Genomic DNA, 23,697 nt, shown 5'->3' on the forward strand with positions numbered 1-23,697 from the left:
CCGGCCGGAGCGTATAGAATGCCAGCGTTGCCCATTCAAGCCCGCACATGCAGAAGACCCGCCAGCATCTCGAACTCCTCGCGCCGGCGAAGAATGCCGATTTCGGCATCGAGGCCATCATCCACGGCGCCGATGCCGTCTACATTGGCGGCCCGACGTTCGGCGCCCGTGCCCGCGCCGGCAATTCGGTTGCCGACATCGGCCGCCTCGTCGAGCATGCGCACCGCTACAACGCACAGGTACTGGTTGCGCTCAACACGCTGCTGCGGGATGACGAGCTCGAAGCGGCGCGGCGGCTGGCGTGGCAGCTCCACGACGTCGGCGCCGACGCGCTGATCGTCCAGGACATGGGTCTGCTCGAGCTCGACCTGCCGCCGATCGAACTGCACGCCAGCACGCAGACCAACGTCCGCTCGCCCGACAAGGCCCGATTCCTCGCCGCCGTCGGCTTCTCGCAGATCGTCCTCGCGCGCGAACTGGCGCTCGACCAGATCAGCGCCATCGCCCGCGAGACCGACGCCATTCTCGAGTTCTTCGTGCACGGCGCCCTCTGCGTCAGCTACAGCGGCCAGTGCAACCTGAGCTACGCGCAGACCGGGCGCAGCGCCAACCGCGGCGATTGTTCGCAGTCCTGCCGCCTGCCCTATACGCTGACCGCCCCGGACGGGCAGGTGATCGCCGCCGACCGGCACCTGCTGTCGCTGAAGGACAACGACCAGAGCCGCAACCTGCGGGCGCTGGTGGACGCCGGCGTCAGCTCGTTCAAGATCGAGGGGCGCCTCAAGGATCTGGCCTACGTCAAGAACATCACCGCCCACTACCGCCAGTTGCTCGACGAGATCATCGCCGAGCGGCCGGGCTATCGGCGCTGTTCGTCGGGCGAGAGCAGCTTCCTCTTCGTTCCGCAACCGGAAAAGACCTTCAACCGGGGCGCCACCGATTACTTCGTCCGAGGCCGCCAGGCCGACATCGGCGCCTTCGCGACGCCGAAGTTCGTCGGTGACGAGATCGGCACGGTCACCCGCGTCGGCAGCGATCACTTCGACCTCGACTGCCCGCAGGCGGTGCACAACGGTGACGGGATCGCCTGGTTCGACGCCGCTGGTGATCTGCACGGCTTGCAGATCAACCGCGTCGAAAGGAACGGCAGCGGCTGCCGGCTGTTTCCACAGCTCGCTGCCGGCGAACTGGCGACCGTGCTGCAGACCGGCACCCGCATCCATCGCAACCGCGACCAGGAGTTCGCCCGCTGCCTGGCGAGGAAATCGGCAACCCGTCGCATCGCCGTCGATCTGGTGCTGAGAGAGGATGCGCATGGCCTGGTGCTGGCGATCAGCGACGAGCGCGGCGTGAGGGCGCAGGCGACGCTGGCGCAGCCGCGACAGCCCGCGCGCGACGGCGAGCGGGCGCGGGCAGCGATGCGCGACGGCCTCGGCCGCCTTGGCGGGACGATCTACAGCCCACGCAGCATCGACATCGCCCTGGCAACCGACTGGTTCCTGCCGACAGCCACCGTCAACCAGTTGCGTCGCGATGCGCTCGCCGCGCTCGACGCCGCCCGCCGCGCCGCCTACGAGCGGCCCGCGCGCAGAGCGGCGGCGGTTCCGCCGGCGCTCTTCCCCGAGCGCTCGCTCGACTACCTGGCGGGCGTCAGCAACCGCAGCGCGCGCGCCTTCTACGCCCGGCATGGCGTGGAGGTCATGGAAACGGCCTACGAGTGCGGCCAGCAGAGGGGCGAGGTGTCGCTGATGATCACCAAACACTGCCTGCGCTACAGCTTCAACCTCTGCCCCAGGCAGGTAAAGGGAATCCGCGCCGAGCCGATGCTCCTCATCAACGGCAGCGAACGTCTGACGCTGCGCTTCGACTGCAAGCCCTGCGAGATGCACGTCATTGGCCGGCTGGGCAGGCAGCGCGCGCTGCGACTGGCGACGCAGTAGCGGCTTTCGCCGACGGCGATGAGTGACCAGCTCCGCGAGGACGCTACGAGCGCGGCACCGCCGGTGGCCGACGCCGACGCGCCGGCCGGACGCAACCGCCGGCGCAACCTCGCCAAGGGCCGACAGGCCGATGCCGCGGCGTCCGCCGAGGTGCGCCGGTGCATTGGCGAGGCAGGCCCCGAGGGCTACCGGCGTGACCTGCTGATCGAGTTCCTGCACCGCTTGCAGGATGCCCACGGCGCGCTGCGCGCGCGTCACCTGGTGGCGCTCGCGCAGGCGATGCGGCTGCCGATGGCCGAGATCCATGAGGTCGCCAGCTTCTACCACCACTTCGACATCGTCGCCGACGACGCGCCGCTGCCCGGGTTGACGCTGCGCGTCTGCACCGGCCTCAGTTGCTCGCTTGCCGGTGCCGGCGACCTGCTGGCGGATATGCAGAGGCAACTCGCAGCGGCCGGCGCAAGGCTGCTCGCCGCCCCCTGCATCGGTCGCTGCGAGCAGGCGCCGGCGGTGCTGCTCGGCCAGCACGCCGTACCGCAGGCGACGCCGGCCGCCCTGCTGCAGGTGATTTCGCGGCCAGCGACGGAGGCGTCGTCGCCGGCCGCGAACCGCCCGCTGCCGCGAGCGGTCGCCGCCTTCGACCCGGCGGCGCTCGCCGGGCACGCGGTGACGCCGGTACCGGGACAGGATCCGACACGGGTGCCGCACGCCGACTACGCGACCTACCGCGCGACCGGCGGCTATGCGCTGGCGGCCGCGCTCGCCAGCGGCACCCTGCCGGCGGCGCGGGTGCTGCAGGCGATGAACGATTCCGGTCTGCGTGGCCTCGGCGGCGCCGGCTTCCCGGCCGGCCGCAAGTGGCAACTGGTGCGCGACCAGCCAGCGCCGCGCCTGCTGGCGGTCAACATCGACGAGGGCGAGCCGGGCACCTTCAAGGACCGTACCTGGCTCGAGCGCGATCCGCACCGCTTTCTCGAGGGAGTCCTGATCGCCGCGCAGGTCGTCGGCATCGCCGCCGTCTATGTCTACTTGCGCGACGAGTACCACGAGGCGCGCGCCCTGCTCGCCGCGGCGCTGGCGGACCTCGTCGCCGCAGCGCCCTGCCCCCTGCCGACGATCGAACTGCGCCGCGGCGCCGGCGCATACATCTGTGGCGAGGAGTCGGCGATGATCGAAAGCCTCGAGGGCCGCCGTGGCGAGCCACGTCTGCGCCCGCCGTACGTCGCGCAGCGCGGGCTGTTCGGTGCGCCGACGCTGGCGCACAACTTCGAGACGCTTTACTGGGTGCGCGACATCGTCGAACGTGGGCCATCCTGGTTTGCCGGCTTCGGCCGCCACGGCCGCCACGGCCTGCGCAGCTTCAGCGTCAGCGGCCGCGTCCGGCAACCCGGCGTCAAGCTGGCGCCGGCGGGAATCACGCTGCGTGAACTGGTGGACGAATACTGCGGCGGCATGGCCGACGGCCACACCCTCTACGCCTACCTGCCGGGCGGTGCCGCTGGCGGCATCCTGCCGGCACGGCTCGCCGACCTGCCGCTCGATTTCGATACCCTGCAGCCCTACGGCAGTTTCATCGGCTCGGCGGGTGTCATCGTGCTCGGCCAGCACGACCGCGCACGCGATGCCGCACTGGCGATGATGCGCTTCTTCGCCGCCGAGAGCTGCGGTCAGTGCACCCCCTGCCGCGTCGGCACGGCACGCGCGGCAACGCTGATGGCAGCCGCCGACTGGGAGCACGCGCTGCTCGACGACCTGGCGCAAGTGATGGCGGACGCGTCGATCTGCGGCCTCGGGCAGGCGGCGCCGAACGTCCTGCGCAGCGTGCAGACACATTTTCCCGGCGAAGTGGCGGCCGAGCGGAGATGAGCCACGCCGTCGATGAACAGCACGCGGCACCCGTCGCGTTCACCCTCGACGGCCACGAGCTGACGGCACGCGCCGGCGAGAGCATCCTCGACGCCGCGCTGCGGCACGGCTTCGAGATCCCGCATCTGTGCCACCAGCCGGGGCTGCGACCGGCCGGCAACTGTCGCGCGTGCGTCGTCGAGATCGACGGCGAGCGGGCTCTGGCCGCCAGTTGCTGCCGCGCGCCCGAGCCAGGGATGAGCGTGCATGCGGGCAGCGGGCGCGCACGCCGCAGCCGCGACATGGTGCTCGAACTGCTGCTCGCCGAGATGCCCGAGATCGGCCACAAGTGGCTCGACGCCGACGGCACGCAGGCGCATGGCGAGTTGTCTGCGGCGGCCGCCCGTGCCGGCGTGCGCGTCCGCCCGCAGTTGTCGTCCGGCCGCCGGCCGCCGCCGGCGGACGATTCACACCCGGCGATGGTCGTCAACCTGGATGCCTGCATCCAGTGCACGCGCTGCGTTCGCGCCTGCCGCGAGGAGCAGGTCAACGACGTCATCGGCCACGCATGGCGCGGCGAGTCGGCGAGGATCGTCTTCGACCTCGATGACCCGCTCGGCGAGAGCAGTTGCGTCGCCTGCGGCGAGTGCGTGCAGGCCTGCCCAACCGGCGCCCTCAGCGCCCGCTCGCGCGACGGCAGCCAGGTGGTCGACCGCCAGGTGGATACGGTATGCCCGTACTGCGGCGTCGGCTGCCTGATCCGCTGCAACGTGCGCGACGAACGGATCGTCAGCGTCGACGGACGCGACGGACCGGCCAACCGCGCGCGCCTGTGCGTCAAGGGCCGCTTCGGCCTCGACTACGTGCACCACCCGCAACGCCTGACGCGGCCACTGATCCGCCTCGCCGGCGCCGCCAAGGATGCCGCGCAGGCAACCCGCCCCGACGAGTGGCGGGCGCTGTTCCGCGAGGCGAGCTGGGAGGAAGCGCTGGCCCTGGCCAGCCGCCCCTTCCGGGAGCTGCGTCGGCAGCATGGCGGACGGACGCTGGCCGGCTTCGGCTCGGCCAAGGGCAGCAACGAGGAGGCCTATCTCTTCCAGAAGCTGGTGCGGACCGGCTTCGGCAGCAACAACGTCGACCATTGCACCCGCCTCTGCCACGCCTCCAGCGTCACCGCATTGCTCGAGGCGGTCGGCTCGGGTGCGGTCAGCAACCCGGTCAACGACGTCCGGCATGCCGAGTTGATCTTCCTCATCGGCTGCAATCCGACGGTCAACCACCCGGTCGCCGCGACCTGGATGAAGAACGCTGCCAGACGCGGCGCGCGGATCGTCGTCGCCGACCCGCGCGGCATCGACATCGGTCGCCACGCCTGGCGCGAGCTGCGCTTCCGTGCCGACAGCGACGTCGCCATGCTCAACGCGCTGATCCACACCGTCATCGACGAGGGGCTGGCCGACGAGGACTTCATCCGCCTGCGGGTCGAGAACTTCGAAGCGCTGCGCGAGCACGTGCGACGCTTCAGCCCCGAGGCGATGGCCCCGGTCTGCGGCGTCCCGGCGGCGACGCTGCGCGAGGTGGCGCGCGCCTTTGCCCGTGCCCGCAGCGCGATGATCCTGTGGGGCATGGGCGTCAGCCAGCACGTGCATGGCACCGACAACGCCCGCTGCCTGATCGCCCTGTGCGCGGTGACCGGCCAGATCGGCAGACCGGGAAGCGGCCTGCACCCGCTGCGCGGGCAGAACAACGTGCAGGGAGCCAGCGATGCCGGCCTGATCCCGATGATGCTCCCCGGCTACCAGCGGGTCGACGACCCCGCCGCGCGCCGCCGCTTCGAGGACTTCTGGCGGCTGCCGCTGGACGACCGGCCGGGCTACACCGTGGTCGAGATCCTGAACCTGGCACTGGCCGCCGAGAGCGATCCGCACAAGGTGCGCGGCATGTACATCATGGGCGAGAACCCGGCGATGAGCGACCCCGACCTGAACCACGCGCGGCAGGCTCTGGCCGCCCTGCAGCACCTCGTGGTCCAGGACATCTTCATGACCGAGACCGCCTGGCTGGCCGACGTCGTCCTGCCGGCGTCGGCCTGGCTCGAGAAGACCGGCACCGTCACCAACACCGACCGCATGCTGCAACTCGGCCGGCGGGTGCTGCAGCCACCCGGCGACGCCCGCGCGGACCTCTGGATCGTGCAACGGATGGCCCGCGGACTCGGCCTCGACTGGCGCTACCCGGGCGAGGAATGCGGCGTCGCGGCAGTCTTCGAAGAGATGCGCCAGGCCATGCCGTCGCTGATCGGCGGCATCTCGTGGCAGCGGCTGCAGCAGCACGGCAGCGTCACCTACCCCTGCCTGGACGCCGACGACCCCGGCCAGCCGATCGTCTTCATCGACCGCTTCCCGACCGCCAGCGGGCGCCTGCGGCTGCTGCCGGCAGGCCTGGTCAGCGCCGACGAGACGCCCGACGCCGATTACCCCTTCGTCCTCATCACCGGCCGCCAGCTCGAGCACTGGCACACCGGCAGCATGACGCGGCGGACACGGGTGCTCGACGCCATCGAGCCGCTGGCGACGGTGTCGATGAACCGCAGCGACATGGACACGCTGTCGCTTCGCCCGGGCGACCTCGTCACCGTGCAGTCGCGGCGGGGCGAGGTCGTCATGCATGCGCGCGCCGATGCGGGAACTCCCGCCGGCACGGTCTTCATGCCCTTTGCCTACCACGAAGCGGCCGCCAACCTGCTCACCAATGCCGCTCTCGACCCGGCTGCCCGCATCCCGGAGCTGAAGTACTGTGCCGTGCGACTGCGCCGCGGCGGCCGCATCGAGGCGGTTGCGGGCTACGCCCGGCCAGCGCCGGCAGCCGATGCCGACTGAAGGCGATCGCGCTCTGCCGCGGCTGACACGGGCGACGGCGAGCCTGACGCAGGAAATACGCGTCCTCGACGCGGCCGGCGAGGAGCGGACGATCCGCATCCCGGACGAGCGGCCGCTGACGGTCTACGTCGATCGGCACGAACTGGTGACGCTGATGACGCTCGGCCAATATCCGGAGTGGCTGGTCCTCGGCTACCTGCTCAACCAGAGGCTGCTCGACGATCCACGGCAGGTGGACTCGGTGACGGTCGACTGGTCGGTCGACGCGGCTGCAGTGCGGACGCGCAACGGCCGTGGCGGCAGCAAGACGCTGCGGACAGGCGCCGTACGCCCGGTCGTCAACACCGGCTGTGCTCAGGGAACGATGTTCGCCGAACAGATGGACGACCTCGGGATGCTGCGGCTGCCAGCCGTCGACGTCACCCGCATCGATCGGTCGACCCTGCTGGCGGCGCTCGAACGGATGCGGGAGCAGCCCAGCATCCACCGCGAAGCCGGCTCGGTGCACGGCACGGCGCTCTTCCACAGAAGTGAACTGCTGTTCTTCGTCGAGGACGTCGGCCGCCACAATGCCGTTGACACCGTCGCCGGCTGGATGGCGATGCACACCGTCGCCGGCGGCGACAAGCTGCTGCTCACCACCGGCCGCCTGACGAGCGAGATGGTGCTCAAGGCGGCGCGCATGGGCGTGCCGATCGTCGTCTCGCGCAATGGCATCACCGCCATGGGTCATTCGCTCGCCGAGCGGCTCGGAATGACCCTGGTTGGACGCGCCGCCGGCCGGCGCTTTCTCTGCTATACCGGCGCCAGCCGCTTCGACCCCGCGCCGGTAACCGCTGCGCCGACCCTGTCACCGCGTCGCTGACGACGCCGACACCCGGCCGCAGGCGCGCGACGGGCAGACGAGTCGGTCCCGGCGGTCGTTCGGGCGTCGCCGATCGCCGCGCTGCCCGACGTCCTGCGCACCCCGCCAGCGCCGAACCCGTTGCCTCGCCGGACTGTCGGAATTCTTTACAGCCGTCCCGAGGCGACACGTCTGGGCAGCACTGCGGCCCTGTTCGGCTTCCCGAACGACTTCCAGGCCTGCAGCCCGCAACGGCTGTTCACCGCCGTCGACAGCAACATCACCGACGTCAGCTTCTTCGTCGCCGGGACGACGACCGCTGCCACGACGAGCGCTTTCGCTGCCATCTTCGTCGATGTCGAGGTGGCCGGTCTGACGACAATGGAATTCCTCGACGAAAGCGGTGCTTCGATTTACTCCCGCGACGTCCTCGTCGGCGGCAAACAGGGGTTGAGCTTCCTCGGTGCGGTTGCCGGTGCAGGCGAGCGGATCAGCCGCGTCCGGCTGACTTCCGGACGCAATACCATCGTCTCGAACGGTGTGCTCGGCAACCCCAACGATGATGTCGTCGTGATGGACGACTTCCTCTATGCCGAGCCCAGCCGCGCCGTGCCGGAGCCATCCGGTCTCGCACTCGCTGGCCTCGGCCTGCTTGGCGGCCTGCGCTGGCGGCGCCGCCGCCGGCAGGAAGGCTGACGCACCGCAGCGGCAGATCCACTTGCCCGTTCCGTGACCGTGGCCGGCTGATCGCCGCCACGGAAGTGGCAACACGCCCTGCGCTTCCGCCGCCGGCGTGCCGCTGCTCTTGCCGCAAGGCTGACCCGTGGTCGTTGCTGCACGCGATCACAGCGTCCCCTGCCACTCGTCACGGCACACCTCTTCAGCGAGACGGCACTCGAGCCCACCCTTCGTCAAACGCAGGGAATCCACCCGGCGGAAACACCGCCATTCCCTTCATGCCACCCCCTCCACGGACATCCTGCGGCGGCGACCCCTCGCTGCGGCAACGCATGGACGCAGCGCCAGCGCGCGCCGGCGTGTACAATGCCCCTCGTTGCAGGTGCTGCGGAAGCATTCTCCGACCGCGGTCAAACGGGAAAGCGGTGCGTCGTCGATAGCGACCAGTCCGCTGCTGCCCCCGCAACGGTAAGCGAGTGCGGGCGCGCCATCACGCCACTGGACCCTGGTCCGGGAAGGCGGCGCGTCAAGACTTGCGAGCCCGGATACCGGCCTGTGACAAGCAGCGGAGGTGCCGCGGGGTGTGGCGCCGGTTCCCGGCTTGTCTCCATTCTCCCGTCGCTTCCTTTTCGCACATTCCGGCCTGCGGGGACGCCTGCCGGAAGCAGCAGAAACAGCATGGATCCACGCCTGCTGCCACTAGCTTCGCCGAGCCCGAATCCCGTCTGCCGGCCAACGTCAGCGTCATCAGCCGCGAGGACATCGGCAACAGTCCGGCGCGTGACCTGCCGGGAATCCTCAAGTCGAACGCCGGTGTCGTCGTGCGGGCGCTGTCGGGCAGCCCCGGCATCGACTCGACGATCGACATCCGCGGTTTCGGCGAAGCGCCGGCAGCAACACGCTGATCCTGCTCAACGGCCAGCGGATGAACCCGATCGACCTCGGCAGCGTGAACTGGTCGGCGATCCCGCTCGACAGCGTCGAGCGCATCGAGATCCTGCGCGGCGCCGGCAGCGTCCAGTATGGCGACAAGGCAACCGGCGGCGTCGTGAACATCATCACCGACAAATCCGGTCGCCCGCGTTTCGGCGCGACGCTCGGTGTCGGCACCCGTGGCACGCAGACCGGCGACCTCAACGCGGCAGCCGGCACCGGCGAGCTACGCTTTCCACTGATGCCGAACCGTCGCCGCGCCATCCTGATCCTCCTGCTGCTGGTACTGCTGTCGCTGGCGAGCCTGTGGACGGCGCTGACGACGGGCAGCATCCGCTTCGGCACGGCAGAGGTGCTCGCCGCACTCGTCGGCAACGAGCCACCCGGCGCCGACGTCATCCTGCAGCTGCGGCTGCCGCGCGGCCGGCGTCGTCAGGGTTCTGCATGACCCGGCCCTCGCCCACCGCTTCTGCGACCGCGCGCTGCTTCTGTTCGACGACGGGCGCAGCGAAAGCGGCCGGGTCGACGACATCCTGACGGCGGCGATCCTGTCCGGACTGTACGGCCACCCCCTACGCCAGTTCGACGACGACGGCCACCGCATCTTCGTGCCACAATGAACACGCCACGCGCTTCCTGAGATCCTGCCTCGTCTGCATCGCCGGCATCGTCCTGCTGCCGCAGGCGCGCGGCGAGACCGTCGTGCACGACGATGCCGGCACGACGGTCCGGCTCAAGGCACCGGCGACACGCATCGTCGCCCTCGCGCCGCACATCGTCGAGATGCTCTACGCCGCCGGCGCCGGCGGCAATCTGGTGGGCGAACTGGCAGGCACGCAGGCAACTGCCCGCGCCGCTGCCGCGGCCTTCCGCCAGGGTCTTGCGGCGCTGCGGACGGCGCACGCCGGCAAGCCCGTAGTGCGGGTCTTCTACCAGATCGGGAAGGCGCCGTTGACCACCGTCGGCGGTCCGCAGATCATCAGCGACGCCATCCGGCTATGCGGCGGCGACAACGTCTTCGGCCACCTGCGCCGGATGTCGCCGACGGTCAGCGTCGAAGCCGTGCTGGCGGCCAACCCCGAGGCCATCGTCGCCACCGGCATGGGCGACGCGCGCCCCGACTGGCTGCACGACTGGGACCGGTGGACCGGCATGACGGCGGTGCGGCGCGGCAACCTCTTCCACATCAACCCGGATCTGATGCAGCGGCAGACGCCGCGCATCCTCGACGGCACCGAGAAGCTCTGTGCCGCGCTCGACGTCGCCCGCAGCAGGCGGCCGCAGCCCTGAAGCGGCGGCGCCGGCGCAGGGCCGGCAACCGCCCGCGGGTCACCGCATCATGGCGCAGTGGGCGGCCTGCGCAGTCGCCAGCCGAGGTCCTCGTCCTGCACACTGTGGACATCGCATCGTTCACGACGCGCTGCAGGCGATTTCCTGTCGACCGGTCACACGTCTTGAGCCAAGCCGAGTTCCAGAGTCAGGCCGAGACGCTGTGCACTGGCGCCCTGCCTGCGATCCAGGGTAGCAAATCGCCGAACGCCCAGGTCCTGCGCGACGGCAATGTGCAGGGCGTCTGCGCCGCGCAGCCCCTGCTCAAAATCATTTACAAGTACCGCCGCTGAGCGGTAAGCAACCCGCGAGACGGGTACCAGCGTCAGGCCACCGGCAGCGAGGCGTTCGAACAAAGCCAGCACGTCACTGGCCTGCCGACGGAGCAGTTGACCGGCCCGGGTCTTGAGGGCGATGGCGCTGTGGAACTCGGTCAATGTCCAGTCAGCACTGACCGGTGTCCCGGCGAGATCCTCGAACCACCGTTCCACCCGGTCCGTTCCTGTCTCCGGTGTCAGCAAGGCCACCCAGACGCTGGTGTCAGCGTAGATCATCAGAAACGATCGGACTCCCGCATGGCCTCGACAACCGGTTCGCCCATCGACAGATGGGCGCGCAGTGCCTGCACCTGCTTCAGGAATGACGTCCTGTCAAACAGCTCCGCCATGGGTCGCAGGCGCAGATCGCCCGTCGCCGTGACCTCGATTTCCAAAGCGTCGCCAGCCTTGACATGTGCCTGGCGGGCGCACTCGCCAGGAATGCGTACCGCCAAGCTGTTTCCCCATTTCGCCAGACGTACTTTCATGCGCCAGCCCTCCACGATGTATAGCCGCGTATCTACAATACCATGCCGGGCCGTTCCTGAACATGATCCGGCGCGAGAACGTTTCCGGTCGCTTGCTCTGGCTGCCACCGACGGTCGAACCCGCCGTGTCCGGCGATGCGATGACGCATCAAAAAAAATGCCCCGCCGCGGCGGGGCCCGATGGAGCGGCAGAGCTTCGCCTACTGCTTGCGGCGCGAAGCCACCATGCCGAGGAGGCCAAGACCGAGGGCCGCCAGCGTGCCCGGCTTGGGAATGTCGAACTCCTGCTTCAGCTTGGCTTCGAGGGCACCCTGGAAGGCGACGAAATCCGCGGCGTTGCCGAAATTGGTTCCGGATGTGCCAACCCAGCTGCAGTTGGCAGCGCCACCGATACCGAGGCAGTTGACCGAGTCGATGGGAGGTGTGACGGCGTCGGCGACACACGCGGGGTCGCTGCCCAGGTTGTTCGCGCTGTCGGTGGTGACGTCGATCAACAGCTTGATGTCGGCCCCGGGGGCCGTCTCATAGGCGGTCCGCGCGTTTGCGGACAGGGTGATCGCATCGCCGATCGCCGTCGCACCGGTGTTGATGCCGCCGCGACCGGGATCGAGGGCGCGCAGGGCTCTCGTCAGATTCCCGATAATCGTCGCATCGGTGATCTCCTGCGTCGCGAAGAACTGCGAGAAGTTGGCGCCGAAGATGCCGCCGCCAATCGCCACTTTGCCGAAGAGCGCCGGGGTCGCGGTGAAGACGTTGTTGAGGACCGTGACGTACGAGGTGATCTACTGGGTGAACTGGGCGCCCGAGATGCTCCCGGAGCCGTCCATCGTCAGGTAGAGGGCGGTGGTCGGGGCCGCCTGCGCGCTGCTGGCGCCAACGGCGAGTACGGTAGTACGGCCGTGGCCAGGATGGACTTGACCGCATGTTTGATGGGTTGCATGTTCTTTCTCTGCAATGGCGAATGTCGGTCTGGATTGAAGTGGGCTGGGAAAGACTCCTTTGCCTGCGAGCACCAAAGCATGATCCGCGGCACAAGACGCCAGAAAGGGATCGCCACGTCGGCCAGCGATCGCTGCCGTTCGCCTGGCGCGTCAGCGCCATGAACAGCTCCGGCAGCCGCTGCGGCAGCCGTTCGTTGCGGTCGATCACCGAGTAGCGGTGACCGAAATCGTGCACCTCGCCGTCAGCGCAGCCGTGTTCGCCATCGAGCGGCGCGCGCGACCGCTCGGCCGGGCGATCGCGCAGCTGCGGGTCGCAGGCGCCGGCGACGGTCCGGGAGTGCCGGATACGTTGGCGAATCACCTGTCTTGGGAGCCGGATGGTCCCCGTCAGCCACGCATCGCGACATGATCCAACCGGTTCCATTGCAGCGCCCGCTGTCGCCAGTGCCCGGCAATTTGCTGCGTGAAATCCGCCCGCACCAGCTTGGCCCTCGACTGCAGCGAGGAATCGTCCTCGCGCCGGACGATGACGCCCTCCAGCGGTCCGTCGCGAAAGGCGCTCCGGCCATCCATCACCAGTTGCTGCAACGCCTGCAGGCAGCATTGGCCACGCAGCAGCGAGGGAACGGTACACAGGCCCAGGCTCCCGGCCCATCGGTCACGCCGCTCGGTGCTCCAGAAGCGGCCGGCTTGCACGTCGTAAACATCGAACAGCAACCACCAGTCGGGCAGGGCCGTGTAAGCAAGTGAGTGACGCGCTGCGCACCACTCCCCGAAGGCGACAAGATGTTCGCCCAGCGCGTCGAACAATGCCCCCTCGCGCGGTGCCAGCCACTGACCGAGACGCACGAACTGCCCGGCATGGGGTGCATCAAGGTAATGCCCACGGTTCTGAGCGCGGAGGACGCCATCCGGAGAAACCGAGAATCCGAGATTGGCGCCATCGAGCTTTTCTTCCACCACCACCGGCTCGGCGAGCAGAGCATCTGCCTCGACAGCAGACAACACCTTGTCGTCGCGCGGGATGCCGCTTCCCATCCAGGCGATGTGCGGCGTGTGCGGAAAGCGGAAAAAGGCGCTCATGGCCTGGGTGGCAAAGCCGGCAGATCACGTCCCGGAAACTTCTTCGCGTGGAACCGCTCGACATCCGCCGGACAGAGAAAATGAACCGAAATGCCTTGGGCTGCCAGTTGCGGCCACCAGTCCAGCCACTTGCTGTCGGCACCCTGCCAGATCGGCGGCTTGTCCGGATGCGCGTTCGCCACGGCCGCGAATTTCCTGTCGGGAGGGTCGAAACGCTCCTCGAGCAATGGATCCGGAAACTCGACGAAGCGGTCCGTCCGGGTTTCCGTGATCGGCACACGGCACACTCGACTGGCATTGGACTGGTTCTGCAGCAGCCACTTGAGGAAGGCGTCACCCGCCCCCTTTGGCTGATTCGGATACGTCCTGTTTCCGTACTCGCGGAGAATGCGGTAACCATCGTCGATCACCACCATGCCGGACCGCTGCCTGGCCAGCAGCGCGCTGACGCAAGCTTCACGGCACTTGCAGGAGACGTCCTGATGGCTGCCGTTGGCTACCAGCAACACGTTGGTGTCGATCACCACCGGCGTCATGCCGTCTCCCCAGCGGCCTGACGCCTGATCGCCTCAAGAGTGCGCGCCGCGATGTCGCCCATTTCGTCGCCAAAGAAGTTCACTGGCCAGTTTTCGATCTCACCGAAGAGATTGAGGCGCAATGCCTCCAGTTCCGCGCTCGCACCCTCGCGCTTGACGAAATAGACCGCGACGTCGGTCGCCTCGATCCTGCGCTCCGCGACCCGGCGCTGCAGACGCGTGAGGAAATGCTCGGAGTGGGTCTCGATGATCAACTGGGTACCGCGGGCGCTGCCGCTCTCGTTGGATTGCACCGCGCTGATGAAGGCATCCGCTAGGTTGGCCTGGGCCGACGGATGCAGATGGATTTCCGGTTGCTCCATCCAGACCACCGAATTGGGCGGTGAGTAGAAAGCCTGGACCAGCGCGGGCAGCACCTGCGAGACGCCCACCCCGACGTCCGTCAGCTTGACCACTGGCGACCTGGCATGGGTCCGTACCAGAACCTCGTAGTCCTTTCGCCCCTCGGCCACCGGGTGGACCTCGAAACTGTCGATGACCCCCAGGTCGCGCAACCAGCCAGCGATGAACACATCAAACGGCTGCAGCTTCTGCTTCGGGCCGCGGTTCAGTCTGCGCCCCTGTCCGGTCGCCGCCAGCAGCGCGGCGATCGTATGCTCACCAAGCGCCCCGACATGCGGCGGCGTCTCGCCAGACCACTGGTAGAGACGGCGTGCCGGCTCGCGCAGCGGTCCGAGGTAGTACAGCCGCTCCAGCATTTCTTCGGCCTGCAGCGCAAAGTCGGCCAGGAAGTCGGCGTTCTGATAGCGAAGGAGCGTGCGGTCGGCAAAGCGGTAAAACTTCTCCGGTGGTTCCAGCGGCCACTTGCGGCCCATTGCCATCACCAGCTTCAGCGGTTCGCAGTCGAGCGACGTCCTGTCTCCGCGCCGGTGCGATACCTCCAGTGACCTGGCGTCGCCCTGCAACAGCCGATAGGTAAACGACTCGGTCTCCGGCTGGCCGTTCTTGTCCGCCTGCAGCGTCGATGACAGCTCGAGTTCGCTGCCCTTGAACACTTCCGACGAATTCAACGGGTTCCTGACGGTCAATACCTGCCGCAGCCGCCAGCGGAGGGAAAACATGATCTTCTGGCGCAGATCATGTCCATGGACGCAATCGGCGAAGGTGCCGAGGTCGATCAGGGAATTCTTGTCCCCCAGGTGCAAGGCGCGCTTGCGGTCCGCCAGTTGTACCGTCTGTTTCAGGGCCAGCAGAAGGTGGCCGAGGCTGGACTTGCCGGAACTGTTGGTGCCGAAAATCACGGTCAACGGCGCGAGCGGAACCATGGCGGTGTCCTTCCACGCCTTGAAGTTCTGAATCTGCATCCGGGTCAGCATGACGGCTCCTTTCGTTCAGCGGGCATTATGCAGCGCATCCCACACCGCCCGCATTGGGCAGCGGTTGCGGTAGTCGCCGAGTTCGCGGGTTTCATTCCTGTCGGGGACGCACGGCAGCTTCGGCGCTTGCCGACCGCAAGAACGCTGGCTGCGGGCAGAAGCTTCGTTCATCCACGGAAGAGCTGCCGACGATGCCAGGCAAGGTAGCCGATGTGTGGCGCGGCCAACTCCGCCAGCCGCCAGCCCGGCTGCACCCCAAGCCGCACCTGCTGCTCGCCCGACAGTTCAGGGCTCACCAGCAGCCCGCCATCGTCGTCGAAGCTGATCCAGCCGCCATCGAACAGCGCATCCAGCTGCGGCGCCAGCAACAGGCCATTGAACACGTCGAGCCGCTCGGCGTCGCTGTCGCACTGCGCCCAGGGCTTGATGTGCGAGGCGCGCAGCAGCGGCAGAACGTCGAGCCCAGTGACGGCGCAGCGCCCTTGCCAATAATCGATCAGCGACTGGCGGAAAACGTCCTGCCCGAGACGCTGGATGATCAGGCGATCGGCTTCGGTCGTCGCCGGCAGCGCCTGCGTCTCTCGCCGGAAGGCCGCGGCGGCGCCCTCGCCGGCCAGCAGTCGCGCCACCGCGCCGGCTCTCTGCAGCAGCGCGTGCAGGGCCTCGTAACCAGGCACCGAGTCGAAAATAGCCGGCCAGTCGCCGGTAGACCGCAGCAGCGGCAGCCCGCGGTCGGCCGCCACCTTCTGCGCCCACGTGCGGGACGACAGGCCAACCCGAAACGTCTCCGCTGCCAGGACATGAACGGCCAGCGTGTCGGCGAAGGCGGTCGAGCGAAACACCAGCCAGCCGCAGTGCCGCTCCGGCGTGCGGTCGAAACCCCCGTCCTGCGCTGCCTTCTCGATGCGGGCCGCGACCAGCGCGCCGGGCGCGGCTGCAACGGCGCTGGCCGTCTCCCTGTCACCCCGCCGAAACATCTGCCAGGCGCCGAGGAAGGCTGCCAGGTCGCGGTGCGACCCGAAGGCGAGCCCGACCGGGTAGCTGCCGCGCTTGCCGGAAACGGTGCGCTCGCGGCGGGTGGCAGCATGGCCGCCCAGCCATTGGGACAGCTCACGTTCCGTCCGGCCGAGCAGCGGCGCCAGCGCCTTCGGCGCCAGGCCGATTTCCACCGCGTTGCCCGCCGCGTTGCCGGAAAAATACACGGCGCAGGTCTGGTTAGCGCCGGCGACCAGCCGGAAGTTGCCGTTGGCCAGCGGGCGACGGCTGCCGAGCCCTGCGAAGGCATCAAGGATGAGGTTCTCCAGTTCGCGGCTCATTGCGTGTCAGCCCGTCGTTCCGATCACCGCCAAGGCACGCTCGCACTCCTCGACAAACTTGCGGAACGAGCGGCTGCCGGCAACTGCCGCTTCGATATCCAGCACCGCGGTCAACGCCGGCTGGTCGCTGACCTCGTGGTAACGCCCGTTCCGGATACGCTGACTGAGCCAGCCTTTGGCGTCCCTGACCGCTTCGGCATCGCCCGGTGCCTGGAGATCATCCGGCAACCCGCGCCTGCCTGCCAGCGAATCCGCTCCAGCCAGCAGCCAGGCCTCGTACTCATGATTGGCGATCACCACCGAAGAATGGACATGCGGAACAATCGCGGCGACGCGCGCAGCCAGGTCTTGAGCGAGCTGAACCGGACAATCGTCATCGGCGTCGAGCAACACGAGGATAACGCCGTTGCCAGACTTCGCAGCGGCGAGCAGAATTTGGCGTCGAAACTCCTCGTCCCGCCGAATGAATTTGTCACGATGAACCCGAATCGGGACCCCGACCTTCAGGTCGAAAACCCCTCTCGCCAGGGCGATGCGCCGCAACAGGAGCGGCAGCGCCTGCACTTCCCCATCGCCCTCGACGATGCAGACGACCGTCCTCACGGCTCGGCTCCGAACAGGCGCAACTGCCGTCCTTCCGGATCGCCGAAGCGCGTCGGATCGGGCTCCAGTTGATTCAGCGTCAGCAGCTCGCCGGCGGTGAACAACCCATCCCGGATGGCCTGCCGCGAGGCCTCGTCGGCCGGCGCGATCCGGGTCACGCCGGCATTCGCCGAAACCGCCAGCAGGGTCTCCACGGCAATCGAGGCGTCGTCCAGCAGTTCCGGGCTGTGGCTGGTCACCAGAATCTGGCTGCGCGTCGAGGCGCGAGCCAGCGCGTCGCGCACGACGGCCGCTGCAGCGGGATGCAATGCCACCTCGGGCTCCTCGATACCGACCAGGCTTGGCCGCCCGGTCTCACCGCCCTGATACAGTGCCACCAGAATGCCCAGTGCCCGCAGCGTACCGTCCGACATGCTGTTGGCCGGGAAGCGCCATGGGTGCTTGGCGCCCGCGATTTCCTGACGGAACTCCAGCGTTTCCATGTGGCCGACGCCGGTACGTTCGACACCATGCACCGACGGCACCACCAGCCTGAGGTATTCCTCGACCAGTGCCTTGTCCTGCGGAGCGTAGCGCTCCATGAAGGACAGCACGCTGGCGATGTTTTCGCCCAAGGATTTCAATTCGGAACCGTCCTGGGGCTTCTGCAGGTCGCGGATCACGCGCGGACTGAGATTGTAGAAGCTCATCCGGCTCAGCGCATCGAAGACTGGCCGGAATACCGGCAAGCCGCCGGCGTTCACCAGCGCCAGCCGGTCGGGCGTGCTGACCGGGAACACCTCTTCGCTGGTCTTTTCCGGCTTGCCCTGCAGCACCAGATAGCTCGGCCCGCCGCCCGCGCCGCCGATGACGCACTCCTCGCGCTGAACCTCGAAGCCACCGGCCGGCCGGGCACCAATGTTGAAAGCGTAATGGCCCTCTCGCCCATCGCACAACCGAAAATCCAGCCGCACGCCGAAATGGGTTGGATGCCCGCCCGAGCGACGGCGCACTTCCGACAGGCCGCCGCGCAACTGCAGGGCATTTTCGAGCGAACCCTGCAGCGCGTCCTTGACGAAGTGGAGAACATCGAGGAAGTTGCTCTTGCCCGACCCGTTCGGACCGACCAGATAGGTCAGCGGCCCCAGTTCGACGTCGCAGGCGGCGATGCTCTTGAAGTTCTTGGCCCTGACCCGGCGGATGAAAACGGTCGTGTCCATCGGAAAACCCTTTGCGTCATTCATCGGTGTGCACCCTATCAGCCGCTGCCGGCCAACACATCCCACGCCTCCAGCACCAGGCGACGGGTGCGGTATTCGCCGAACTGGCGAGTCTCGTTGTTCTTGAGGACGCGGAAGGTCTCGGACGGGTAGTCGGCGCCCATGACGTCGGCGGGATCGAGGATGTAGCGCAGTTCGTCGCGGGTCAGGCCGTAGAGACGGGCGTAGGTCGCGTCCAGTTCGGCGCGCAGGCGGGCGCGGCGCTCCGGGTTCCAGGCGAAGGGCGGGCCGTTGTGGCCAAGGTCGGCTGCCCAGGGCTGGAGGTCGTGGGCGGTGTAGCTCAGTTCGAGGACGCGCGGGACGATGAAGGCGAGGTCGGCCTCGGTGTAGCGGTCCGGCGGCAGGTTCGGCAATTGCTTCTTTACATGATACTTGAGGTGCGTGCCTCCTACCTTCTGCCGCGCGACGTAGTCGTGCACCAGCGAGCATTGATCGGCGAGCAGGCCGGCGACCCTTGCGCCATGCCTCGGGTCTGGGAACATCAGCAGCAAAGTGTCGCCAGCTGCTACCTTCGGCACCACCGACGCAATCACCGTGCGCTCGTCGGTTGCGCGGCAGATGTCCCGCCAGCCCATCAGCCAGCCGCGCGACCAGCCCTTAACGGCCAGGCGGGATTCGACTTCGGTGGCATCGACCCAGTAGCGCGGCGTGACGCGAAAATTCGGGTCCTGCTTGGCGTCGACGGCAACATCGCCGCTCGATCCGTCGGCGGCATAGGTCGCCCAGCGATGGTCGAACTGATGGATCATCTTGGCCTCGTAGAGCGGCAGTCGGCCGGGCGCGGGAACGTCCTCAAAGCGATGGCTATCAGTATTCATCATGAACATCAGCATGAACCGGATATTCCAAGGGTTCTTCTCGGGTTGACCTTCCTCGAATAGTACCGGCGCGGCGCGGTAGAGTTTCTTGGTCAGTTCGGCGTCGCGCTCGCTGCGGAACACCGGGCAGGTCAGCGTGTTGGGGTTGATCAGACGAAATTCGTCGGGCGTCAGCCGGAAGCGCCGGCGCGGGTCAGACAGTTGCGCCACCTGCGCAGCGAAGCAGACGAACTCGGCGGCCGCGGCACGGCCGAGGGTCAGCAGGCAGAACTTCATGCGGCTATCGACCGCCGGAAACAGGCGTTCCCGGTTCTCGATGTCGTAGAGGCTCACCAGGTTGCCTTTGGACATCTTGTTGAACAGATGCTGCGAGAACGAATCGGTTGCAATGCCGGAGGGAACGATGAATCCTGCACGACCCGCCCGGCTCTTGGCATCGAGGAACAACTCGGCAAAAAGGTAGGCAAGATTTAACCGACCGAATCCCGATGCGGGAAACCGCATGCTCTCGTGAATGAAACTCTGTAGCGCCTCAGTCTGGCGAACGGCCTCCCAATACCCGTTAAACAGGTACGAGTTTTCGGTTGCCAAGGTGGCAATGAGTCTATCCCGGGCGGCCATGTGCTGAGCATTGGCAATCGAGGGAGCACGTGTCGCAAAGTATTCCTGCGGATCCAGTTGCAGCATTTCCCACGGCGGGTTGCCGAGCAACACATCGAAGCCACCCCTCGCCTTGACCTGCGGGAACGCCTGCCACCAGTGGAAGGCTTGCGCCGTCTGCGCGGCACGGGCAGCCGCTGCCGCGACGCCTGGGCGCGGGACGCTGCCGTTGAGCACCAGCCAGAGATCCTGGGTGGTCGGCACGCTCGCCATCGTCTGCGCCGTCTTCGGCAGGACGAAGGCGGCGACGAAAAGATCGGCGGCCAGCCGGGCGCGCGAGGCGGCGCTCTTCGCTTCGGCCTCGACAAAGGCGGCGCGCTTGGCTTCGAGCGCGGCCAGCGTGTCGTCGGGCAGCGCGTCGAGGGCAGCAGCCTCGGGCGCAGCGTCGAGGTCGAAGGCAAGGTTGAAGGCGGCGCGCGTCCTGGCCTTCTCGATGGCCTTCAGTGCGTCGCGGTTGGCTATCTTCAGCGCCGTTACGACGGCCTTGTCGTCGCCGGAGAGCGCGTTGAAAGCCTTGTCCGGGATGCCGGCTTCCAGGATCGCCGGGTCGAGGATGCCGAGCAGCGCGTCGCCGCAACGCAGGTGGTGGTCGAGAAAGGTCAGCGGCCGGTCGGGCGTGTAGGCCTCGAGCCAGAGCGCGGTGCGCGCGAGTTCGACGGCGAGCGGATTCTTGTCCACACCGTAGATGCAATGGGCGACGACCTCGCGCAGCGCGTGGCGGTAGTCGGCTGGCAGCGGGTTGCCGTCGGCGGCCGACAGTCGGGCGACTTCCTCGGCGATGCGGCGGGCGGCGGCGAGCAGAAAGTGGCCCGAACCGCAGGCCGGGTCGCAGACGCTGAGTTCGAGCAAGGCCTGCACCGGCTGCCGCGGGTGGGCGGCCAGCGTCTGCGCGATCACCGGGTCGAGCGCGCTGCGGATCAGCTCCTGCACCAGGCTGTCGGGCGTGTAGTACGAGCCGCTGAGCTTGCGCGCGTTGCCCTTGGTGCTGCCCACTGCCTGCTCTGCTGCGTCGCCGATGAAGCCGAAGCGGCGGACGCTGGGGCTCAGGGTCAGTTCGGGCACCAGTTCGAGCAGGCTTTCGTAGACGCTGCCGAGTTCCTCGGAATCCATGTCGCGATAATTGACGCGCGAGAGCGCGGCGCCGTCGCGGAAGAAGCAGAGGCCGAAGAGCGCGCTGAGCAGCGACTGGTTGTCGAGCTGGGCGGCGTCGAGGTCCGGGCATTGCGCGGCGTCGAAGAGGCCACCGAGCGCCGGCAGGCCAAGGGCCGGCTGGCCGCCACCGAGGCCGGCGAAGGTGATCGAGAGCGCCTGCCAGAGGTCGGCATGGCGATCGTAGCTGCGCCGCCGGGCGGCCAGCCGGCGCAGGCGGGCGAGGCTGTAGCCGGCGAGGTAGCGCGCCCTGGCCTCGGCGCTGGCCTCGGGCGAGAAGACGAGTTCGCGATCCTCGATGGTGGCGAGAAAGATCAGGCGGTAGACGAGGCGCAGGAGTTGCTCGAAGTAGATCTGGGTGCCCAGCTCGCCGCTCTCGATGCAGCGGCGCAACTCGCCGTTGGCCGGGTGCGCGAGAAAGCCGGTACCAAGCACACGCAGGGCAGCGGCGACGCTTTCGCGCAGCCGGTCGCGGACGCGGATGCCGTCTTCCTGGGCGGTGTTGCGCCAGTTTTCGAGCGGGCAGTCGGCCGGCTCGGCGCCGGCCTGACCGAAACGCGTGGCGTGGGCGAGCAGCCAGAGAGCGGCGAAATCGGGGTAGAGGCCTTCGCTGAAGACGGCTTCGAGATCGGCCTCGACGTAGGCGGGCCGGGTCAGGCTGGCGTTGTCGCGCAGGAGACGTAGCTTGAGGCCGTTGCTGACGATGGCCCAGAGCGAGGCGTGGCTGGCATTGAGAACCTCCTGGGCGAGCAGGAAGGGCGAACGGCGGCGCGTGCCGTCGCCGTGCCGGCTGCCCGGCTTGTCGAGCGGCTGGTCGTGACCGGCGAAAACGAGCGGCACGCGGCCGTCGACCGCGGCATGACCGATGGGGAAGCTGCGCTCGCCGATCATTACCGGGCCGACCCGCCTGATGTCCGCGAAGCCAAGCACGTGGCGGCAGAAGGGTTCGAGGAAGTCGTGGGCGCTCACCTTGCAGGCGTCGAGATCGGCGCGTTCGCGGCGGGCGGCGAAGTCCTGCCAGAGGTTCTGCGCGATCTTCCAGTAGCGGCCGATCTCGTCGCGCAGCTTGAGGCCGCGCGGGATGTCGTAGTCGCTCTCGGACTGCCGCTCGGCTTCGAGGTGGGCGATCCGGTTGAGGAAGTCGGGCGCCAGCAGCCCGCCCTCGATGGTCAGGGCGGTGAAGGCGAGTTCGGTGCTCGAGCGGCGGGCCATGGGCGAGTCAGGTGCCGAAACGGAGCAGGTTGCGGGCGATGGTGTAGCAGTGCAGGGCAACCGGCGCGAACTCGACCGGCACGCCGTCGAGGTCGGCCGTGCCGGTCCAGGTGCGGGTGGTCACCAGGGGGCGGCGGGCGAGCGGATGCCGGCTGGCCAGGGCCTTGATGCCGCGCAGTTCCTGCAACTGGTGGGGAATGCGGTCGGACCACTTGATTTCGACGGCGAAGCGGGGCTTCTGGGTACGCGGGTCGAGCGAGACGATATCCACTTCCAGGTCCTGCCGACCGGCCTTCCAGCGGGCGTAGTGGAGCGAGTGGCTGGCCGAGGTGTCGTGCAGCCACTGGCTCCAGACGGCGGTTTCGGCGAGATTGCCCATGGCGCGGTCTTCCGCCCCGACAAACCCGAAAAGGGCGGCGCGCACCGACGGGTTGGTGAGGTAGACCTTGAAGCTGCGGGCGCGCTGGAGCCGCAAGGCGCTCTCGTCGATGCGATGGACGCGGCGGATTAGGAAGGTCGCTTCGAGGTATTCGAGGTATTCGGACAGGCGCTGCTTGCCGATATTGGCATGTTGGGAGAGCGCCTCCAGACCGACCTCGTCGCCCGTGTTGAATGCCAGCACGTTGAAGAAGCGGTTGAGTTCCTGGGTATCCGAAATGCCGTAGAGGCTGGGCAGGTCCTTGAGCAGCACCTTGTCGATGATGTCCTGCCGCAGGAAACGCGCCGGGTTGGCACGCACGGCCGGGCTGGTGACCGCTTCGGGAAAACCGCCGAAGTTCAGGTAATTGAGGAATTCGTCGTTGAGGCTGTGGATGTCGGTGGCGAGGTAACGGGAGGGGCCGCCAGCTTCGTCTTCCCGCTCGCTGATCAGGCTTTCTTCCCGACCGGCAAAGCGCAGGTACTCGGCGAAGGTGAGGGGCGGCAGGACGAATTCGGTGAAGCGCCCGGCACCGGATTCCCGGCTCTTCATGCGCAGGGTGGCCGCGGCCGAGCCGCTGGCGATGAAGCGGATATGGGTGTAGGTGTCGACCAGGGACTTGAGATGCACTTCCCAGTCCTTGAGGTACTGCACCTCGTCGAACAACACCCAGTATTGGCCGGCCGCCGGGTGCTGGTGCTGCTCCATGAACAGGCGGACCAGGCTTTCCAGGCTGCGCCCGGAGTACAAGGGAGTATCCAGTGAAACGTAGAGGATTGCCACGCCGGGAACGCCGCCATCGAGCAGCCGCTGGACCAGGTGCTTGAGCATGACGGTCTTGCCCACCCGCCGCGGCCCGATGAGCACGACCGCCCGCCGCACCCCGGTTTCCTGTACCAGGTGAGCGAAATGGGGAAAGTAGTCGCGCCGGGGCCAGCCCGCCTCGTCGGCATCAATGCCGGCGCCCCCCTTCCACCACGGGTTATCGACGCTCAGACGGCGCTGGACTTCCTGCAGGGGGATTTCGAGTGCTGACGACATAAGCAATCAAGTGCAACCCTAAGATGTCACAT

20 protein-coding genes and 1 riboswitch are annotated in these 23,697 nt (G+C 67.9%); of the genes, 9 read left to right on the forward strand and 11 right to left on the reverse strand.

Annotated features, from left to right (window positions below; translation table 11 throughout):
* The first annotated feature begins 47 nt into the window (after positions 1 to 47).
* The 8 genes from NFW30_RS11065 (at position 48) to NFW30_RS11100 (ending at position 10,409) form a co-directional block, all read left to right on the forward strand.
* Positions 48 to 1,940, forward strand: coding sequence for a U32 family peptidase (locus NFW30_RS11065; protein WP_295355848.1), 1,893 nt, complete (start codon positions 48 to 50; stop codon positions 1,938 to 1,940).
* A gap of 18 nt (positions 1,941 to 1,958) precedes the next feature.
* Positions 1,959 to 3,806, forward strand: coding sequence for an NAD(P)H-dependent oxidoreductase subunit E (locus NFW30_RS11070; RefSeq protein WP_295355849.1), 1,848 nt, complete (start codon positions 1,959 to 1,961; stop codon positions 3,804 to 3,806).
* Positions 3,803 to 6,664: a formate dehydrogenase subunit alpha gene (gene fdhF, locus NFW30_RS11075; protein ID WP_295355850.1), complete on the forward strand. Its 2,862-nt coding sequence runs from the start codon at positions 3,803 to 3,805 to the stop codon at positions 6,662 to 6,664. Before NFW30_RS11070 ends, fdhF begins: the two co-directional genes overlap by 4 nt.
* Complete coding sequence (locus NFW30_RS11080) at positions 6,654 to 7,529, forward strand: formate dehydrogenase accessory sulfurtransferase FdhD (RefSeq protein ID WP_295372078.1); 876 nt, start codon at positions 6,654 to 6,656, stop codon at positions 7,527 to 7,529. Before fdhF ends, NFW30_RS11080 begins: the two co-directional genes overlap by 11 nt.
* A gap of 120 nt (positions 7,530 to 7,649) precedes the next feature.
* Positions 7,650 to 8,204, forward strand: coding sequence for a PEP-CTERM sorting domain-containing protein (locus NFW30_RS11085; protein ID WP_295355852.1), 555 nt, complete (start codon positions 7,650 to 7,652; stop codon positions 8,202 to 8,204).
* A 345-nt stretch (positions 8,205 to 8,549) separates the two neighbouring features.
* Positions 8,550 to 8,758, forward strand: a riboswitch (cobalamin riboswitch).
* Positions 8,759 to 8,767: 9 nt separating this feature from the next.
* Entirely contained in the window at positions 8,768 to 9,091 is a 324-nt protein-coding gene (locus NFW30_RS11090) for a TonB-dependent receptor plug domain-containing protein (protein ID WP_295355853.1), read from the forward strand.
* 20 nt (positions 9,092 to 9,111) lie between these two features.
* A complete protein-coding gene (locus NFW30_RS11095; RefSeq protein WP_295355854.1) occupies positions 9,112 to 9,567 on the forward strand; it encodes a TonB-dependent receptor plug domain-containing protein in 456 nt (151 codons plus the stop codon).
* A gap of 254 nt (positions 9,568 to 9,821) precedes the next feature.
* Positions 9,822 to 10,409, forward strand: a complete 588-nt coding sequence (locus tag NFW30_RS11100; protein WP_295355855.1) for an ABC transporter substrate-binding protein — start codon at positions 9,822 to 9,824, stop codon at positions 10,407 to 10,409.
* A 155-nt stretch (positions 10,410 to 10,564) separates the two neighbouring features.
* On the opposite strand, the gene NFW30_RS11105 is transcribed toward NFW30_RS11100, so the two are convergent.
* The 3 genes from NFW30_RS11105 to NFW30_RS11115 form a co-directional block, all read right to left on the reverse strand.
* Positions 10,565 to 11,002, reverse strand: coding sequence for a type II toxin-antitoxin system VapC family toxin (locus NFW30_RS11105; RefSeq protein WP_295355856.1), 438 nt, complete (start codon positions 11,000 to 11,002; stop codon positions 10,565 to 10,567).
* Positions 11,002 to 11,253 (reverse strand): AbrB/MazE/SpoVT family DNA-binding domain-containing protein, encoded by a 252-nt coding sequence (locus tag NFW30_RS11110; protein ID WP_295355857.1) that lies wholly within the window; start codon positions 11,251 to 11,253, stop codon positions 11,002 to 11,004. The genes NFW30_RS11105 and NFW30_RS11110 overlap by 1 nt, the downstream gene beginning before the upstream one ends.
* Positions 11,254 to 11,453: 200 nt before the next feature.
* Positions 11,454 to 11,972 (reverse strand): PEP-CTERM sorting domain-containing protein, encoded by a 519-nt coding sequence (locus NFW30_RS11115; RefSeq protein ID WP_295355858.1) that lies wholly within the window; start codon positions 11,970 to 11,972, stop codon positions 11,454 to 11,456.
* A gap of 242 nt (positions 11,973 to 12,214) precedes the next feature.
* Between NFW30_RS11115 and NFW30_RS11120 the strand changes: the two genes are divergently transcribed.
* The gene (locus NFW30_RS11120) at positions 12,215 to 12,409 is read left to right on the forward strand and encodes a hypothetical protein (RefSeq protein WP_295355859.1); all 195 of its coding nucleotides are present in this window, start codon (positions 12,215 to 12,217) and stop codon (positions 12,407 to 12,409) included.
* 172 nt (positions 12,410 to 12,581) lie between these two features.
* Here NFW30_RS11120 and NFW30_RS11125 read toward each other — a convergent pair whose 3' ends face one another.
* From NFW30_RS11125 to NFW30_RS11160, 8 genes are all read right to left on the reverse strand, one after another.
* A complete protein-coding gene (locus NFW30_RS11125) occupies positions 12,582 to 13,277 on the reverse strand; it encodes an RNA ligase family protein (protein WP_295355860.1) in 696 nt (231 codons plus the stop codon).
* Positions 13,274 to 13,813, reverse strand: a complete 540-nt coding sequence (locus NFW30_RS11130) for a hypothetical protein (RefSeq protein WP_295355861.1) — start codon at positions 13,811 to 13,813, stop codon at positions 13,274 to 13,276. Before NFW30_RS11130 ends, NFW30_RS11125 begins: the two co-directional genes overlap by 4 nt.
* Positions 13,810 to 15,189: a DUF3696 domain-containing protein gene (locus NFW30_RS11135; protein ID WP_295355862.1), complete on the reverse strand. Its 1,380-nt coding sequence runs from the start codon at positions 15,187 to 15,189 to the stop codon at positions 13,810 to 13,812. The genes NFW30_RS11130 and NFW30_RS11135 overlap by 4 nt, the downstream gene beginning before the upstream one ends.
* Before the next feature lie 167 nt (positions 15,190 to 15,356).
* Positions 15,357 to 16,505, reverse strand: a complete 1,149-nt coding sequence (locus tag NFW30_RS11140; RefSeq protein WP_295355863.1) for an HNH endonuclease — start codon at positions 16,503 to 16,505, stop codon at positions 15,357 to 15,359.
* A 6-nt stretch (positions 16,506 to 16,511) separates the two neighbouring features.
* Positions 16,512 to 17,108 (reverse strand): DUF4276 family protein, encoded by a 597-nt coding sequence (locus NFW30_RS11145; protein WP_295355864.1) that lies wholly within the window; start codon positions 17,106 to 17,108, stop codon positions 16,512 to 16,514.
* Positions 17,105 to 18,307: an AAA family ATPase gene (locus tag NFW30_RS11150; protein ID WP_363322099.1), complete on the reverse strand. Its 1,203-nt coding sequence runs from the start codon at positions 18,305 to 18,307 to the stop codon at positions 17,105 to 17,107. Before NFW30_RS11150 ends, NFW30_RS11145 begins: the two co-directional genes overlap by 4 nt.
* Positions 18,308 to 18,345: 38 nt before the next feature.
* Positions 18,346 to 22,206: an N-6 DNA methylase gene (locus NFW30_RS11155; protein ID WP_295355866.1), complete on the reverse strand. Its 3,861-nt coding sequence runs from the start codon at positions 22,204 to 22,206 to the stop codon at positions 18,346 to 18,348.
* Positions 22,207 to 22,213: 7 nt separating this feature from the next.
* The gene (locus NFW30_RS11160) at positions 22,214 to 23,665 is read right to left on the reverse strand and encodes an ATP-binding protein (protein WP_295355867.1); all 1,452 of its coding nucleotides are present in this window, start codon (positions 23,663 to 23,665) and stop codon (positions 22,214 to 22,216) included.
* Between the last annotated feature and the right edge of the window lie 32 nt (positions 23,666 to 23,697).

The sequence above is a fragment of the Accumulibacter sp. genome (assembly GCF_023806635.1).
GTDB lineage: Bacteria > Pseudomonadota > Gammaproteobacteria > Burkholderiales > Rhodocyclaceae > Accumulibacter.